Source organism: Mesorhizobium sp. B2-3-4, assembly GCF_006442315.1.
GTDB lineage: Bacteria > Pseudomonadota > Alphaproteobacteria > Rhizobiales > Rhizobiaceae > Mesorhizobium.
In genome coordinates this window covers 24,257-40,619 of the sequence record NZ_VFVY01000017.1, presented here as the reverse complement: position 1 = coordinate 40,619, position 16,363 = coordinate 24,257, and the positions used below count along the sequence as shown (strand labels likewise).

Annotated in this window: 14 protein-coding genes and 1 tRNA gene; 9 read left to right on the top strand and 6 right to left on the bottom strand. The window is 61.2% G+C overall.

Annotated features, from left to right (window positions below):
* Positions 1 to 18: 18 nt before the first annotated feature.
* Complete coding sequence (locus FJ967_RS23090; protein WP_140734117.1) at positions 19 to 1,170, bottom strand: hypothetical protein; 1,152 nt, start codon at positions 1,168 to 1,170, stop codon at positions 19 to 21.
* Positions 1,171 to 1,326: 156 nt separating this feature from the next.
* Positions 1,327 to 1,863 (bottom strand): EipA family protein, encoded by a 537-nt coding sequence (locus FJ967_RS23085; RefSeq protein ID WP_246675363.1) that lies wholly within the window; start codon positions 1,861 to 1,863, stop codon positions 1,327 to 1,329.
* 386 nt (positions 1,864 to 2,249) lie between these two features.
* On the opposite strand from FJ967_RS23085, the gene FJ967_RS23080 reads away from it, so the two are divergent.
* Positions 2,250 to 2,879, top strand: coding sequence for a histidine phosphotransferase family protein (locus FJ967_RS23080; RefSeq protein WP_140734115.1), 630 nt, complete (start codon positions 2,250 to 2,252; stop codon positions 2,877 to 2,879).
* Between the two features lie 246 nt (positions 2,880 to 3,125).
* Entirely contained in the window at positions 3,126 to 3,530 is a 405-nt protein-coding gene (locus FJ967_RS23075; RefSeq protein WP_140734114.1) for a response regulator, read from the top strand.
* Positions 3,531 to 3,633: 103 nt separating this feature from the next.
* Here FJ967_RS23075 and ctrA read toward each other — a convergent pair whose 3' ends face one another.
* A complete protein-coding gene (gene ctrA, locus FJ967_RS23070) occupies positions 3,634 to 4,329 on the bottom strand; it encodes a cell cycle two-component system response regulator CtrA (RefSeq protein ID WP_006203583.1) in 696 nt (231 codons plus the stop codon).
* 451 nt (positions 4,330 to 4,780) lie between these two features.
* Between ctrA and FJ967_RS23065 the strand changes: the two genes are divergently transcribed.
* Positions 4,781 to 5,158 (top strand): flagellar export protein FliJ, encoded by a 378-nt coding sequence (locus FJ967_RS23065; protein ID WP_140734113.1) that lies wholly within the window; start codon positions 4,781 to 4,783, stop codon positions 5,156 to 5,158.
* A gap of 94 nt (positions 5,159 to 5,252) precedes the next feature.
* Here the strand turns inward: FJ967_RS23065 and FJ967_RS23060 are convergent, their stop codons facing one another.
* The gene (locus FJ967_RS23060) at positions 5,253 to 5,654 is read right to left on the bottom strand and encodes a helix-turn-helix domain-containing protein (protein WP_140734326.1); all 402 of its coding nucleotides are present in this window, start codon (positions 5,652 to 5,654) and stop codon (positions 5,253 to 5,255) included.
* A gap of 20 nt (positions 5,655 to 5,674) precedes the next feature.
* Here FJ967_RS23060 and FJ967_RS23055 point away from each other — a divergent pair, with 20 nt between their 5' ends.
* Entirely contained in the window at positions 5,675 to 6,601 is a 927-nt protein-coding gene (locus FJ967_RS23055) for an NADP-dependent oxidoreductase (RefSeq protein ID WP_140734112.1), read from the top strand.
* A 73-nt stretch (positions 6,602 to 6,674) separates the two neighbouring features.
* Here the strand turns inward: FJ967_RS23055 and FJ967_RS23050 are convergent, their stop codons facing one another.
* Entirely contained in the window at positions 6,675 to 6,950 is a 276-nt protein-coding gene (locus tag FJ967_RS23050) for a DUF1153 domain-containing protein (RefSeq protein ID WP_006203587.1), read from the bottom strand.
* A 290-nt stretch (positions 6,951 to 7,240) separates the two neighbouring features.
* On the opposite strand from FJ967_RS23050, the gene mnmA reads away from it, so the two are divergent.
* Positions 7,241 to 8,431 carry a tRNA 2-thiouridine(34) synthase MnmA gene (gene mnmA / locus FJ967_RS23045; protein WP_140734111.1) on the top strand — a complete coding sequence of 397 codons (1,191 nt, stop codon included), beginning with the start codon at positions 7,241 to 7,243 and terminating at the stop codon, positions 8,429 to 8,431.
* A 35-nt stretch (positions 8,432 to 8,466) separates the two neighbouring features.
* Here mnmA and FJ967_RS23040 read toward each other — a convergent pair whose 3' ends face one another.
* Entirely contained in the window at positions 8,467 to 9,426 is a 960-nt protein-coding gene (locus FJ967_RS23040) for a Gfo/Idh/MocA family oxidoreductase (RefSeq protein ID WP_140734110.1), read from the bottom strand.
* Between the two features lie 239 nt (positions 9,427 to 9,665).
* Between FJ967_RS23040 and FJ967_RS23035 the strand changes: the two genes are divergently transcribed.
* The 4 genes from FJ967_RS23035 to FJ967_RS23025 all read left to right on the top strand — a co-directional run bounded on the left by FJ967_RS23035 (position 9,666) and on the right by FJ967_RS23025 (position 16,360).
* Positions 9,666 to 9,742: transfer RNA gene (locus FJ967_RS23035), tRNA-Met, on the top strand.
* A 524-nt stretch (positions 9,743 to 10,266) separates the two neighbouring features.
* Positions 10,267 to 10,665, top strand: a complete 399-nt coding sequence (locus FJ967_RS33490) for a hypothetical protein (RefSeq protein ID WP_181176109.1) — start codon at positions 10,267 to 10,269, stop codon at positions 10,663 to 10,665.
* A 72-nt stretch (positions 10,666 to 10,737) separates the two neighbouring features.
* On the top strand, positions 10,738 to 12,309 hold the full coding sequence (locus FJ967_RS33485) for a SpvB/TcaC N-terminal domain-containing protein (RefSeq protein ID WP_181176107.1): 1,572 nt from the start codon (positions 10,738 to 10,740) through the stop codon (positions 12,307 to 12,309).
* A 142-nt stretch (positions 12,310 to 12,451) separates the two neighbouring features.
* Positions 12,452 to 16,360 carry an RHS repeat-associated core domain-containing protein gene (locus tag FJ967_RS23025; RefSeq protein ID WP_181176105.1) on the top strand — a complete coding sequence of 1,303 codons (3,909 nt, stop codon included), beginning with the start codon at positions 12,452 to 12,454 and terminating at the stop codon, positions 16,358 to 16,360.
* Positions 16,361 to 16,363: the final 3 nt, after the last annotated feature.

Genomic DNA, 16,363 nt, shown 5'->3' with positions numbered 1-16,363 from the left:
AGGCGCGGGCGGCCTCCGTCAGTTGGCTTCCGCCTTCTGCAAGGCTCGCACACGGTCGGCGAGGCTGCGGTCATTGCTGGCCGCGCGGTTGTCCTGCGGTGCCGCCAATGCCTTGGCGATCGGTGAATCGGGTCCCTCGAGCTTGGCCGTCAGATGGACGACCTCCGCCGCCAGTTCGTTCATCTGTTCACGCAGCGCGGCGCCGCCATTCGTCGAGCCCGGCGAAGCCATCGCACCGAGATCGGCCTTCAGCCGCTTGTTCTCGCGCGCCAGCGCCGTCAGCCTTGCCTCCAACCGCTCGCGATCGCCGTCGAGCTTGGCGATCGCCCTGTCCAGATCGTCGCGCCTGCCGGCCTCGTCGTGCCGGCCCGCTTCACCCGGCTTGCCGACCAGCCGCAAGGCCGGTGCGCCGTCTTCGGCTTTCGCTTTCTCACGCATTCGCGCCAGCTCCTTCTCACGGCGATCGAGCTTATCCTCGCGATCGGCGAGCGTTGCGAGCAGCCGCTCGACCTTCTTGTCGAGTTCGGCGGCTCTTTTCTTCTCGGCTTTCAGCGCATCGCGCGCCGCCTTGCTTTCGGTCGCGATCTCCTGTTGGCGCCGGTCCGCTTCCTTGCGCTGGCCGCGCAGCAGCGAGATGTCGCTGGCGAGCTTCTGCAATTCGGATTCGCGGGCCACGAGTTCGATCTGGCGGCTGCTGGAAGCGAAGCTGGCGTCGTCATACATGTGCTCCAGCTTTTCGAGCTCGAGCGCCCGCTTCTCCAGCTTGCGTTCGGTTTGCTTGAGCTGTTCCGAAAGCTGGTGCAGTTCCTCTTCGCGCTGGCGCAGCGCTTCGCTCTTGGCGCCGAGTTCGGCGAGCGCATGGTTCTTGTCCGTGCGCTCGACCGCCAGCCCCTTCAGCGCCTCGCGCCCGCGATTGATCTCGACGAGCTGTTCGGCAGCCTTCTCGCGCAGTGTTTTGACGTTGATCTCTAGGCGACGCGTCGACATGGCGTATTCTGCCCGGATGCGGTCCTTGTCGGCCTGGATCTCAGCTTGCGTCAGCGGGATGGAGGCTTCGATGCGCCGGCGGGTCAGAGCGACGGCACGCCGCCAGACGGCCGGAGCCACCATCAGCGCCAGAAAGCCGGCGCAGAGAAAGCCGAGGGCAAAGAACAGGACCGACTGAACCAAAGGACTACCCGTTATCGACGACAACTTGGAAGGCTGGACCGTGCCATCTTGGCATGGCGGAAATCCGGCACCGCGGCAAGAGCTTGCCGCGGCTCATTCGGGTCGTGGGTTCAGGAATCCGCTCAAAAAATCCGTGATATGATCATGTCGGATGGATCAGAACGGATTCCACGTCGCCCGCTCGGTCAGCTTCAGGTAGCCGAGATTGACGCCGAGCCGGGCACCGACGCCGGTACGGATCGGCACCAAGAGCACATTGTTGTTCTTCAGCACGTTGAAGCCGACGCCGGCCACCACATAGGCCGAACCGGCGACGCCGCCGTAACGATTGTAGAGGTTGCCCACGTCGTCGAGATTGTAGACCAGCATCATCACGCGCGACCCCTCGCCGCCGAAGTCCCAGCCCAGCGACGGGCCTTGCCAGAACACTTTGTGATCGCCGGCATTCTTGGTGTAGAGCGTGCCTTCGCCATAGGTCAGGCCGCCGATCAGCGCGCCGGATCCCTCCTCGCCGAGCAGATAGCCGTTGGGCAGACCGTATGAGGCGAAAATCTTCTCAACGACAGTGGCCAGCCCGCCCGACGTCGCGCCGAAGAACTTGTGGCCGGAATCGATAATCTCCTGAGCGGTGTACTCCTGGGCCCGCAGGGCCGATGTCGAGAAGACGAGAGCGCCCATGAGCGTTATCGCCATTGAGAGGACACGGAGAAAACTCCGGTCATAGAATCGGGAAAACATGCTTCCAATCTCCGTCATGAAGCACTTTCGCCGACGCCTCGCACCCGTACGGCTCTTTAGGCGGCCGTTAAGGATGACTGTTAGGGGCAAACTATGCCGTAATTCTTTTTCAACCATTAAACTCCCACATGAAGATGGCGGTTCGAAGGCTGTTTGGGGATCGCGCAAGGCCGGCAGCCTGCGCGAACACGCCATTTTCCCCGACGACAATTTTGGGTTTGTTGCTGTACGTACGAGTGCTGTGTATTCAGAAAGCATCGGGTTGGAACGTGATTCGTGTGGGCGGGCGCGATACCAGGTCGCCCGGTCACGACTAGTGGAATTTGCAGGGATTTTCACCGATGGCCGATCTGTTCACCCTCTCCGCTCCCGATCTGGCGGCGCTTTTGTGCAGCCGCGTCTGCCACGACATCATCTCGCCGGTCGGTGCGATCAACAACGGTCTTGAACTGCTTGACGAAGGTGGCGCGGACGAAGACGCCATGCGGCTGATCCGCCAGAGCGCGAAGAACGCTTCGGCCCGGTTGCAGTTCGCCCGGATTGCCTTCGGCGCCGCCGGCTCGGCGGGCATGATGATCGATACCGGAGATGCCGAGGCCGTCGCCATCGCCTTCCTCAAGAACGAAAAGCCGGAATTGGTCTGGAACGGACCCCGTGCATTGCTGCCGAAGAACAAGGTCAAGCTGCTGCTCAACCTTCTCCTGGTCGCCAATGCCGCCATTCCGCGCGGCGGCAAGCTGGTCGTGACGCTCGAGAATCTCGAAACCGAGCCACGCTTTTCGCTTTCAGCAAGCGGGCCGATGCTGCGCGTGCCACCGAAGTTCCTCGAACTGCATTCAGGCCACAAGCCGGAAGAGCCGATCGACGCGCATTCGGTGCAGCCCTATTACACGCTGCTTTTGGCCCGAGAGGCCAACATGACGATTTCGATCCACGCGACGGCTGAAGAAATCGTCCTTTCGGCGGCTTGAAGTCACCGCCGGCAACGCGGCCGAACACAGTATTTCGATCTGAAATATTTCATTGAAGCCCCGACCGGGGTTCGATGGACTTTGCCATCGCGGCAACGCCGAAGCATTGCGAAGGAAAAGCCCGCCGAACGGCATCTTTGCAAAAATTTTACCTAACCGCTTTTCGGCTTCTTTACCAGATCGGTCTAGGCTGCGCCGCAGATGCCCCGCACGACCGGATTGCCCAAGGGCAAAGAGGACCCGGATATGAAACGCTGCATGTTCGTCGACGATTCGAGTGTCATCCGGAAGGTTGCAAAACGCATCCTGGGCGGTTCCGACATGGTGGTCATCGAGGCAGCCAGCGGGCTTGACGCATTGGAGATGTGCGCTGCCGACATGCCCGACATCATCGTCGTCGACGGCGCCCTGCCGGACGTGCAGGCGATCGAAATCATCCGTCGCGTGCGCGCCATGGAAAGTCCGATCCGGCCGCAGATCCTGATCTCGCTGGTCGAACTCGACATCGCGTCGATCATGCGGGCCAAGCGCGCCGGCGCCCAGGGCTACCTGTTGAAGCCGTTCAATCGTCCGCAGCTGCTCGAACGCTTTCGCGCCTTGAAGATCGCGCCCGATTCGGCGCTGGCCAGCAATTCCAGGAAAAGTGCGTGACGGTTCTGCTCGCAACTGCGTAAAGCCGACAAGTCGCCAGTCAAACGCAAAAACCCGGCCGTAGCCGGGTTTTTGTCGAAAAGATCCGGACGGTGTTCGCCGCTCAGGCGCTGACGCGGATGTCTTCCGGTTCGCGCAGCACATAGCCGCGGCCCCACACGGTCTCGATGTAGTTCTGGCCGCCGGACGCGGCGTCGAGCTTCTTGCGCAGCTTGCAGATGAAGACGTCGATGATCTTCAGTTCCGGCTCGTCCATGCCGCCATAAAGGTGGTTGAGGAACATTTCCTTGGTGAGCGTGGTGCCCTTGCGCAGCGAGAGCAACTCCAGCATCTGGTATTCCTTGCCGGTCAGATGCACGCGCTGGCCGCCGACTTCGACGGTTTTGGCATCGAGATTGACCACCAGGTCGCCGGTGGTGATGACCGACTGGGCATGGCCCTTGGAACGGCGCACGATGGCATGGATGCGCGCGACCAGCTCGTCCTTGTGGAACGGCTTGGTCATATAGTCGTCGGCGCCGAAACCGAGGCCGCGGACCTTGTCCTCGATGCCGGCCATACCGGAGAGGATGAGGATGGGCGTCTTTACCTTGGAGAGGCGAAGCGTTCTCAAGACCTCGTAGCCGGACATGTCGGGCAGGTTGAGGTCGAGAAGGATGATGTCGTAGTCGTAGAGCTTGCCTAGATCGACACCCTCTTCGCCGAGGTCCGTCGTATAGACATTGAAACTTTCCGATTTCAGCATCAACTCGATGCTCTGTGCGGTTGCACTGTCATCTTCTATCAGCAGAACACGCATTTCATTCCCCTTTTCTGCTGCCGGGTCACTTCACGACCCGTCCTGCCCCGGAGCAGTGGTTGCCTTGTGCAGAGGCTGCCATCAAATGGTTAACAAAACCTAATTTCCCGTCGAATACGGTATCAGATTTTTTAACCTCTTTCTACACCCTCTTGAATCTAATAATGAATCACAAACCCAAATTCCTAATGCGACACATTAACAACCTGGACTAAGCGACTCCAGGGACTCATCGATGCGGCTTCGCTTCGGCGGCCGGAATTTTTACCCGGCCTTAAGCCCTGACCCGTATGATTAACAATGCCCGTAAACGAATGGTTACCGTCGGCAAAAAACTTTAGGGTTTTGTTTCCCATAGTAGGCGGAAAGCCGGTGGACACGGGCAGCGCTTGGGCCTTTTCAAGTGGTTTGGACGATATGTGCGGGTGTGCGTTTCCGGGAGTACCGAATCATGAAGTCACGTGAAAACCTCGTTCGGCTGAAACAGTTTCAGGTGAATGAGAAGCGGCGGCAGCTGCTGCAGCTCGACATGATGATCGCCGAGTTCGAACGCATGGCCGTCGAACTGGAGCTTCAGATCACCGCCGAGGAAAAGAAAGCCGGCATCACTGACATCAATCATTTCGCCTATCCGACCTTCGCCAAGGCGGCACGCCTGCGCCGCGACAATCTCAGAAACTCGCAAGGCGACCTCGCCCTGCAGCGAAGCGCCGCCGAATCATTACTCGGCGAAGCTGAAGCGGAGCTTTCCAAGGCTGAGATGCTGGAATCGCGCGACACCAAGATCCGCGACGCCGAGACAGGCGGGCGCAGCGCCATGATCGGCTGAACCGGCCGCCATCGGCTCTGCCGGCACGCACCCTGCCGGCGGCAGCCTGAATCCGGCGCCTGGCCGACTGCCCGCGAAAGCGCCAACGCAAGACCTAGGCCGCCCAGTCCCCTTCATTGCCCGCGATCGCCTTTGCCCGCGCATCCTTGATGACGGGGGCATGCTGCTCTGCCCATGATCTGATCTGGGTAAGCAGCCCCGCCAGGTTCTGGCCGAGCTCGGTCAGTTCGTATTCGACGCGCGGCGGAATGACCGGATAGACCTCTCGCCGCACCAGGCCATCGCGCTCCAGCACACGCAATGTCTGCGTCAGCATCTTGGGCGTGATGCCTTCGAGCTTGCGGGCAAGCTCGCCATTGCGCTGCCGTCCTTTGCGCAGCGCGCAGACCACCAGATAGACCCACTTGCTGGCCAGCATCTCCAGAACGGTGTGCGAAGGACATGTCCGCCGGAAGGCGTCGTAGCCGAAGGGGGAGTCTCCAAATGATAGTGGCATCATTCAGCAGGAGAGATTTCATGCGTGCCGTTACCCAGAATTCCGTTGGCGGGCCAGACGTCCTTGTCATCGCCGAGCTTCCCGATCCCTCGCCGGGCCCTGGCGAGCTGTTGGTCCGCGTCAAGGCCGCCGGCATCAATCCAGTCGATGGCGCGGTGCGCGCCGGCTACTATCCGCTGCTTGGCGAGCCACCCTTCATCCTGGGCTGGGACATTTCGGGGACGGTCGAGGCGCTGGGCGCCGGCGTCACCGGCTTCAAGGTCGCAGACGAGGTGTTCGGCATGCCGCGCTTTCCCAAGCAGGCGGCCGCCTATGCCGAACTGACTGCCGTGCCGGCCGACGAGATCGCGCTGAAGCCGAAGGCCGCGGACCACGTCCAGGCTGGCGCCTTGCCGCTGGCCGGCCTTACCGCCTGGCAGGGTCTCGTGCGCCATGGCGGACTGAAGTCCGGCCAGCGCGTGCTGGTGCATGCCGCGGCCGGCGGCGTTGGCCATCTGGCCGTGCAGATCGCCAAGGCGCGCGGCGCCTACGTCGTCGCCACCGCCAGCCCGGGCAAGACCGACTTTGTGCGCAAACTCGGCGCCGATGAGGTGATCGACTACACCACCGGTGATTTCACCAGCCAGGTTAGCGACATTGACCTGGTGCTGGAGCCGGTGGGCGGCGACCATGCCGATCGTTCGCTGAAAGTGCTGAAGCCCGGCGGCGTGCTGGTGTCATTGCTCAACGTCAACGACACCACGCGCGCCGACGCCAGTGCGCGCGGCATCAGGGTCGAGCGCATGTCGGTCGTACCCGATCGCGAAGGCCTGCTCGGGCTTGCAGGGTTGATCGACGCGCAAAAGCTTGTCGTCCACGTGGCCCGGACCTTTCCACTCGACCAGGCGGGAGCCGCCCACGCCTTCCTCGCCACCAGGCCGATCGGCAAGGTCGCGCTGACGGTCTGAACGGCAGCGTCGCCGTCACTCCAAAAGCAAAAGGGCGCGGCATGCCGCGCCCTTTGATTGTGATGAGACCGGCCTAGTGGCGGTATTGCTGGATGCGCGTGGTGCGCAGCCCGGCAAGGCCGTATTCGTCGATCGACGCTTGCCAGGACAGGAATTCCTCGGTGGTCAGCTTGTAGCGCTGGCATGCCTCCTCGAGGCTCAACAGTCCGCCGCGCACCGCCGCAACCACTTCGGCCTTGCGCCGGATGACCCAGCGACGCGTGTTCGTCGGCGGCAGATCGGCAATCGTGAGAGGGCTGCCGTCGGGCCCGATAACATACTTCACTCTAGGTCTAACCAGATCGGTCATCGTACTCTCTACAAAAAACTCAAAGACCCAATCACCGCCACGTTACCGCCACAGCTTTAAAAATTGCCTAAGCAGACCCTAATGACTAGGTAAGGATCGTGAACGCCGCGTTAGTCTTTTCGCAGGCATTTGAAATATCCGGCTGGAAGCCCTGTTTTAGCTGGAGGAAATATAACCATTCACGGCGTCCGCGGCGCGCCGTCGGCCGCCCTGCAAGCTGGCGTAGCGGGAAAGCTTGACCTATATTCTCGACATTGGCATTTGAGACGCCGCGTTAGAACGAAAGCACCATGAACAGCCTCGACCTTCCCGGACACCCAGAAAACACCCGCATCGTCGTCGCCATGTCTGGCGGCGTCGATTCTTCCGTGGTTGCCGGCATCCTGAAACGCGACGGCTACGATGTCGTCGGCGTCACGCTGCAGCTCTACGACCATGGCGCCGCAACGCACCGGGCCGGCTCCTGCTGCGCCGGACAGGACATAGACGACGCCCGCCGGGTCTCCGAGACGCTGGGCATTCCCCATTATGTGCTCGACTACGAGGAACGCTTCCGCAAGGCCGTCATCGATCCCTTCGCCGAGAGCTATGTCGCCGGCGAGACACCCATCCCTTGCGTGTCCTGCAACCAGACGGTCAAGTTCGCCGATCTGCTGGCCACGGCCAAGGATCTCGGCGCCGACGCGCTGGCCACCGGCCACTACATCCGCTCCGGCGCCAACGGCGCCCACCGCGCGCTCTACCGGCCGGTCGACGCCGACCGCGACCAGAGCTATTTCCTGTTCGCCACCACGCAGGCGCAGATCGACTATCTGCGCTTTCCGCTCGGCGGCCTATCGAAGCCGCAGGTGCGCGCCATCGCCGAGGAGATGGGACTGACTGTCGCCGCCAAGCAGGACAGCCAGGACATCTGCTTCGTGCCGCAGGGTAAATATTCCGACATCATCGCCAAGCTGAAGCCGGCTGCCGCCAATCCGGGCGACATCGTCCACATAGATGGCCGCGTGCTCGGTCGCCACGAAGGCATATTGCGCTACACGATCGGCCAGCGCCGTGGCATCGGCATTGCCTCCGGCGAGCCCCTCTATGTCGTCCATCTCGATGCCGAGCGCGCCCGCGTCGTCGTCGGCCCGCGCGAGGCGCTGGAGACGCACAAGATCTATCTGCGCAACATGAACTGGCTGGGCGACGGCGCGCTCGCCGATGTGCCCGCCGGCGGCATCGAACTGTTCGCCAAGGTGCGCTCGACCAGGCCGCCGCGTCCGGCGGTGCTGCGCCATCAGGCGGGCGTGACCTCGGTGGAACTGGCCGACGGTGAGTCAGGCATCGCGCCCGGGCAGGCCTGCGTGCTCTATTCCGACGACGGCAACGAGGCCCGCGTGTTCGGCGGCGGGTTCATCGAGCGCTCCGAACGCGGCGCCGAGGCCGAGGCGATGCTGAGCCGCCTCGCCGCGAAGCCTGTGCAGGTTCCCGCCGAATAGGCGCGATTTCGCGGCGGCGCGGATCGAGCGTTAAATCAGGATTTGGTGTGGGTGACCGTACCGGCGGTCAGGATGCGCAGCACCCTGATCGCTTCCTCGCCGCTGGTGCGCGGTTCCGCGCGCGTTTCGATGCACTGGATGAAATGCTCGAGTTCGCGCGTCAGCGGCATGCCCTGGGCAACAGCGACATAGGATGGCTCATTGGTGGTGAACGCCCATTGGCCGCTGTCCTGCCACACCGCGTGGCGGTAGACGGCGAGCTTGCGCTCCCACGGCTCGACATCGTCGAACACCGCCATCGCCTTGGTGCCGACCACGGTCAGCCGCCGCTCGCGATAGGGATTGAGCCGCGACGCGAAAAGGTGGCTGCGCAGCCCGTTTGGAAAGCGCATGTGCAGATGCGCGAAATCGCTGAGGCTGTCGAGCAGGGCGGCGCCTTCGCCGCGCACCTCGATCGGCTCGGTGCCGGTGATGGCCAGGATCATCGACAGGTCGTGCGGCGCAAGATCCCACAGCGCGTCGTTCTCGGTATGGAATTTTCCCAGGCCCAGCCGGTGCGAGTGGATGTAGCGGACCTCGCCAAGCTCGCCCTTGTCGATCAGCCCCTTGAGCGTTTCGAACGCGGGATGGAAACGCAGGACATGGCCGACCATGAACACGCGCCCATTGTCCTTGGCCGCCTGCACCGAGCGCTCGGCATCGGCCACCGTCAGCGCGATTGGCTTTTCGACCAGCACGTCCTTGCCGTTCTCGACGGCGCGCACGGCGAGGTCGGCATGGAACTGCGGCGGCAAGGCCATGACGATGGCGTCGATGTCATCGCGCACGAACAGCTGGTCCGGCTCGATTGCCAGGCAATCCTGTTCGCTGGCGAAACCTTCGGCGCGGGCGCGATTGGTGTCGGAAACCGCGTGCAATGCGCCGAGCGCCTTGAGGGTGCGGATGTGGTTTGAGCCCCAGTATCCGCAACCGAGGACTGCAATGCGCGGCTTCATCTGTTTCAAACTCTAAAAACTCGTGGCCGAGACATAGCGACGTGCCCCGTCGAACTCAACCCCGGCGGGCGCATCCAGGTGTTCGCGCGGCAAAGCTTTTCGCCATCGTGAATATGCGCCGCTATCGAATGCATCGAAGCTTGACAGGCTCGCCCTCCCAACCTTATATCCGCCCGACCTTGGCGAACGCCTCGAAATGCCTTTCGATTTGAGGCGGATTTCGGGCCTGTCGCCGCCCTGGCGGGGTAGCTCAGTTGGTTAGAGCACGGGAATCATAATCCTGGGGTCGGGGGTTCAAGTCCCTCTCCCGCTACCACTACAAACCCATGATCGTGGCCGACGGCCATACCATAGCGACCGTCTGACTGGATGGGCTTTCCAGCTTGGCGCGCGTCACGTCGCCCCATGAGATTGTGGCCAGGTTAGAGATCATTGTCGGCGCCGAGCGGGAAATCAGTGACCCCATCGATTTCCCATAGCCGCATATCGTACTTCCGCGAAGTGGCTGGAGGCGACTTTGGCAACGCTATCGATGAATATTGCAATGGTCGTAAGCTAATGATGTGACCATGCAGGCGGACGGCCAGAAGATTCTTGCAGCCCTGTGTTCAGACGTCGCCTCGACGTTGAAGAGCTTCCGACGGGATGAATGAATCAAGGCTGCGAGATCCAGGAAGTCAGCGGCGGCATGCAGGATCTGGCTGACTGAACAGCAAGAGGTAGCGGCCGAGTGTCCTCGCTGTTTGGCATATATCTGTGGACAAGTGTTTCATGACAGTGGGGTGTCGTATCGATCAGATTAAAGGTGAGTATCGATAAGCAACTTGGCTCGGGGGAATCATGAAACGGTTGCTTGTTGGCGTGGCAGTGCTTGCCGCGAGTGTCGTAGGCGCTGATATTTCTGTTGTTTCTTATATTAGCAATAATGCAGGAATAGTAGCGCTCGCGCAGCAGAGCCAGGGTTCTGGCGCCGACACAGCAACGCCTGCCGCTGGTTTCGGCAATGGCGGTGCGGCGCTGGGCTCAGGCGCACAGAGCGCGGGTGGCTCATCGGCCCAGGCACCCTCAACCGGCGGTACCGGCTCTGGCGATGCATCGGGGACCGGCGACCCTGATGCGGCGGCAAAGGTCGGCGCCAAGCCTGACGATGCCAAGCCCACCAGCGCGAAGACGACGGATGCCAAGGCCGGCGCGGCGGCAAAGACGACCGATACCGAGGCGGCTCCGGAAGAGCCCTAGGCGCAAGCCGCTGCAGCGGCGACCGCCACGACGACCGACGGCGATGATCCCGAGGCCGTTGGCACGCCCAAGGTGGATTTGCCGAAGGCAGCCGGCAACGGCAATCTCGGCTATGCCATCGACATCGACGTTCCCGGTTTCCATGGCATCGAGCCGCAGATCGCGCTGAATTACAATTCATCGCGCAAGACCAAGATCAGTGGGCTCTATCAGGGTTGGCTCGGCTATGCCTGGGGTCTCGATGGTTTCGACGTCATCGAGCGCGCCACGCCTGGCTATGGCATGCCAGCCTATGACGCCAATGATATCTATCTGCTCGACGGCCAGGCGATGGTCGCCTGCGTTGCCGGCATGGTCTCACCGTCCTGCTCGACCGGCGGCACGCATGCGACCGAGAACGAGAGCTATCGCCGCATTGCGCTGAACGGCACCACCAATGAATGGAAGGTGACCGATCGCGACGGCACGGTCTCGACCTTCCGCTCGGTGGCAGCGGTTGCCAATCTGACGCCGAGCGCCGGCACACCGGCCTACGACCTTGCGATGAGCTATCGCTGGCTATTGACCTCGGTCACCGACACCAACGGCAACACGGTCACCTACAGCTACACCTGTCCCGCCAGCCCAGTCTGCTACCCCGATGCCGTCAGCTACAACGGCACGGTGGTAAAATTCTATATTGAGAAGCGTCCGGACATGATCCTGATGGGCAATGGCCGCGACATCTCGGTGACCAGCCAGCGCATCAAGGCGGTCGGCGTGACGGTCTCGGGCGCACTGCGCGGCGCCTACAAGCTGACCTACGATCAGGCACCGTTCTCCAACGCATCACGCCTCACGGCAGTCACTCGCTACGGCACCGATGCAACAATCGCCGCCGACGGCACAATCTCGGGCGGGACGGCCAAAGTCCTCGGCCAGATGACCTATCAGGATGCGGGTTGGAACTACACGACAATCAACACGCCGATCTACGAGCACGTCTCGGATGCTGGCGGTAAGAAATACGAAAACCCTCGCGACGCCCGCGATCTTGATTTCGATGGGAGAGACGAACTCTGCTGCAAGTATACAGAAGCCACCATCAGTGGCGGCTCGACAACCGAAAAAAGAATCTACAAAAGAATTATAAAATTCAGCCAAAACGGCGCGCCAAGTGACGTAAGCTCTTTACTTACCGGGGTAAACCCAGCAATTGGTGTGGCAGACAGAATTCCGCTTGTGTACGATCCAGGCAGGTTTGTTGCTAGCAAAAATACGATGGATTTTGGCCAATACACCAAAACTCCTACGTCTGCGACCCCATCGGTAGTCTCAACAGACTCTCAATTGGCAATGGCCAATGTGACATGCAGCCCGGCGCCGACTATCTACCAAACTCTTTGCAGCAGTCTTCCTTCGTATACCGGCGCATCCAACCCTCCAGATCCTCCTGCGTTTGTCGCCGACATTGACGGGGACGGCGTTGATACGCTTGAGTCCACTGCATTTTGCGACAGCCAGAGTATTAGGCGTTGGCGACTTTCGCGGAAACGGCAAATTACGACCTGTATTCAAAACAGGCAATGCCGTCCTGAGCACAACGCTCGTAAATGGGAAATGGCAGTCCGGGTCAGATTTGGGAATAAATTGCCAAGCGGATAGCATCAATAAAGGGTCATGTGTACTTGCCGACATTAACGGCGACGGCGCGACCGATATCACCACATATAGTTCCAACGACGACACAATAAAAGCGTACCTCTCGACCGGCTCGGGCTTTAAGGGCTATGCAACAGCCACTGGCATGCAAGGCGGTCTGGCGATCCTTCGCGATTTCGACAATGATGGAAAGGCAGATGTCTTCACCCTCAGTGGTGACCTAACCATCGACAAAGATGAACTTCGGACAGTCAACGTATATTCTCTCCGCCCGTCGTCTTCATCAGCTTACGTTGTTGTCAATCTGGCACGTCCAGCATCGATTGGAGACGTCGGCAACATAATCGGCGATTTCAACGGCGACGGCCTGCCTGACTTCACCGATTACAACAACATGTTCATCTCGAATGCCGGGACGGGCAATCCGAACCTGCTTCGGAACATCACGACCGAACTCGGCGGAGCCGTCGCAGTCGAGTACACGCCATCCTCGATGTGGCCGAACGACTACCTGCCGCAGGTGGTGCATGCGGTGACGAAGCTGTCGGTCGGCGACGGGCGCGGCCAGACGGCGGTTTCGGGCTACAGCTATGGCGGCGGCAAGTACGATCCGGCGGCGCGCAAGTTCCTGGGCTTTGCCTCGATCGTCGAGACCAGGCCGCTGGCCAATGGCGAGACAGCGCCCTCGAAGATCGAGACCACCTATCGCCAGGACCTGGCGAGCTACGGCCTGCCGTCGCTGACGGCGTGGAAGGATGGCGCCGGCGTCGTGCACAAGCAGGTGGCCGAGACCTATGCGGTCAACACGGCGAGCAAACCCTACACGGTGCAGAACACGGCGACCGACACGACGCTGACGGAGAACATTACGCGCAGCCTGCGGGTCGAGCGGGGGTTCGACGCCTACAACAACGTCACCAGCTTGAAGGACTATGGCCGCACCGATGTCAGCGGCGACGAGACCTGGACCGAGCGCTTCTTCTCGCCCAACACGAGTGCCTACATCGTCTCGGCCAACATTGCGGAGCGAACCTATGCCGGACCCGATGGCAGTGCCCCCTTCATCAGCTACAAGCACAATTATTATGATGGCAGCACGGACGTGTGGGCGGTGCCCGCCAAGGGCAACCTGACCTCGGTCATGACCATCAAGGACTACTATTCATCGCCGCAGAAAGCCGACATCCAGTATTTTGCCTATGACGTCTATGGCAACAGGATCTCGGCCACCAATCCCCTCGGCCACAGGACCGAATGGGATTTTGATCCGACCTATCACCTCTATCCCGTGACGCAGCGGGCGCCGAAGTATTTTGCCACGGGCGGATTGCCGGCGGACGCGCGCTTCGTCTCCACCGCGACCTACAATCCAGTCTGCGGGCTGCCGGCGACGAAGACCGATGCCAACGGCATCGTGAAGACCTTTACCTACGATGCGTACTGCCGGCTCTATCAGGCCTCGCAGAACGTGCTTGGCGCCTATGCCAGGACCCAGTTCGAGAACGAGGGCAATCCGGCGACCCAGGCGCTGGTCAAGTACACGCCGCTGCCCAATGGCAATGGCGAGGATTTTACCCGTTCCTTCTATGACGGGCTTGGCCGGGTCTATCGCGTCGAAACCCCTGGAGAGACGGCGGCCGGACCAAAGCGCATCGCCGAGACCGACTACGACCCTCGCGGCAATGTGCTGCGCACCGCCTTTCCGCGCTTCGTCGGCGAGGCCGCGCAGTGGACCACCAACAGCTATGACTGGGCCGACCGGCCGGTGAAGACGGTCAATCCGGACACCAGCCAGCGCGGCTACCTGAATGAATTGGCCACGGGGACAGGCGTCAACCCACGCCTCAACGCGCTGACAATGACCGACGAACTCGGGCACCAGACCAGAACGGCATGGTCGACGCGCGGCGATGTCGCGGCGATCGTTCGCGACTTTGGGGGGCTCGGCCTGACCGAAAGCCGCAGCTACGACGTGCTCGGCCGCTTGACCGGGGTCACCGATCCCGGCGGTTCGACTTGGACCTACACCTACGACATGGCCGGCAACCGGCTGTCGGCGTCTGATCCCGATCTCGGCACCTGGTCCTACAGCTATGATGGCGCCAACCGGCTGGTCAGCCAGACCGACGCCAGGGGCACGGTCACCAATCTCAGCTACGACCAGATGGACCGGCTGACGCTGAAGAAGGCCACGGCCTCGGGTGGCAGCCCGGTTGTCCTGGCCCAGAACACCTATGACCAAGCGGCGTCGGGCTATTACAATATCGGCCAACTGACGACGTCGACCAATGCCGCGGCGACACAGAGCTTCAACTATGACGGCCTGGGCAAGGTGTCGCGTCAGGATGCCACCATCGCTGGACTGACCCACACGACGATCACGCTACGCGGCGCCTCGGGCCAGCCACTGGTGACGCAATACCTGCCGGTACAGCTCGACTTCGGCACTTTCGGGGCTTATCTGCAATACAATGCCAGCGGCAAACTTTATTCTGCTCCCGGCTTCATCACCTCGACGCTCTACGAGGCCGATGGCCAGACCAAGGAGATCACCTACGCCAACGGCGTGAAAACCGCCTTCACCTATTCGCAAACACGGCGCTGGGTGACGCGTGTCACCACCTCGAAGGGCGCGACCGTTCTGCTCGATGATCAGTATGCGCGCGACAATCTTGGCCGCATCACCGGCACGACAGGACTGACGGCCGCCGATAGCTGGACCTATGGCTATGACAATGCCGACCGGCTGACGACGAGCACTAACCTCGGCGACACCACGCTGAGCGAAACCTTCGTCTACGCCGCCAACGACAACATGCTTTCACGCAGCCGTGTCGCCGGCACATATACGTATCCGGCAGCGACGTCACCCCGCCCGCATGCGCCAACCTCAGTCGGCGCCAACGCCATGGCCTATGACGCCAACGGCAACCTGACCTCCGACGGCAGCCGGACGCTGAGCTGGGACGAAGCCAACCGGCTGAAGACGGTGACGCGAGCGTCCAACACCGTCAACCTGACCTACGGCCCTGACGGTGCGCGGGTGAAGAAGGCCTCGACCTTCGCCACCACGCTCTATCCCGACGCCGATGTCGAGATCAATCCGGCAACACCGGGCGCGGAAATCTACACCCGCTACCCCCACCCCGACATAAAGGTGGTGGGCACGACCAAATACTTCCTGCACCGCGAGCATCTGGCCTCGGTGCGCCTGGTCACCGACGCCTCGGGCAACACCGTCGAAGCCACCAACTACGCTACCTATGGCGAACAGCTCAACTCCGGCTTCCAGACGCAGAAGAGCTACATCGGCGAGCGCTTCGATGCCGAGACCGGGCTGCTGTATCTCAATGCACGCTACATGGATCCGGTGCTGGGGCGATTTATCTCACCCGATGATTGGGATCCGACGAAGGAAGGCGTCGGAACCAATCGGTACGCCTATGCTCAGAATGATCCCGTCAACAGGAGTGACCCTAACGGACACAATGCTGCAACTACCATTGGAGGGTTTGTTGTCGAGAAGGTTGGTATTAAGGGGCTCGCATGGGCAGGAGGCCCAATATCGGGTTTGCTAGCTGTTGCAATCGACGTATTCACGCCGACGCCGACTGCGCCTCCCGAGATGGACGAATGCCGCGCACAATGCCAACAGCAGGCGCTAGCGGTAGCAAACAAAGAATTCGAATATGGCTGGTTTGGAGAGGAATATGATAAAGCAACCGGGAAGTTGAAGGATCATCTTGATGATTTGCCCACTCACGTCCCACCCGGTATGCCGGACAAGGCTTTGGATGAAGCAATCGACAAAGCCAATCACAGCATAGAAGTGCGTGGAGAAGAGCAGATTTTTGGCGAACAAGATGAAGCGACCCAAAAGTGGCATGACGATAGAATAGCTGGAGAGGAAAAGTACCGCGATATGCTGGAGCGAGAGCGTGACAGGAGAGCGGCAGAAAAAGCAAGTAAAGGCACGGGCAGCGACTCGGGTAATAATGGCGGCAACGGTGGCAATAGCGGAGGTAACGGGGGCACTGGCGGGGGGGGCAGATAGGCC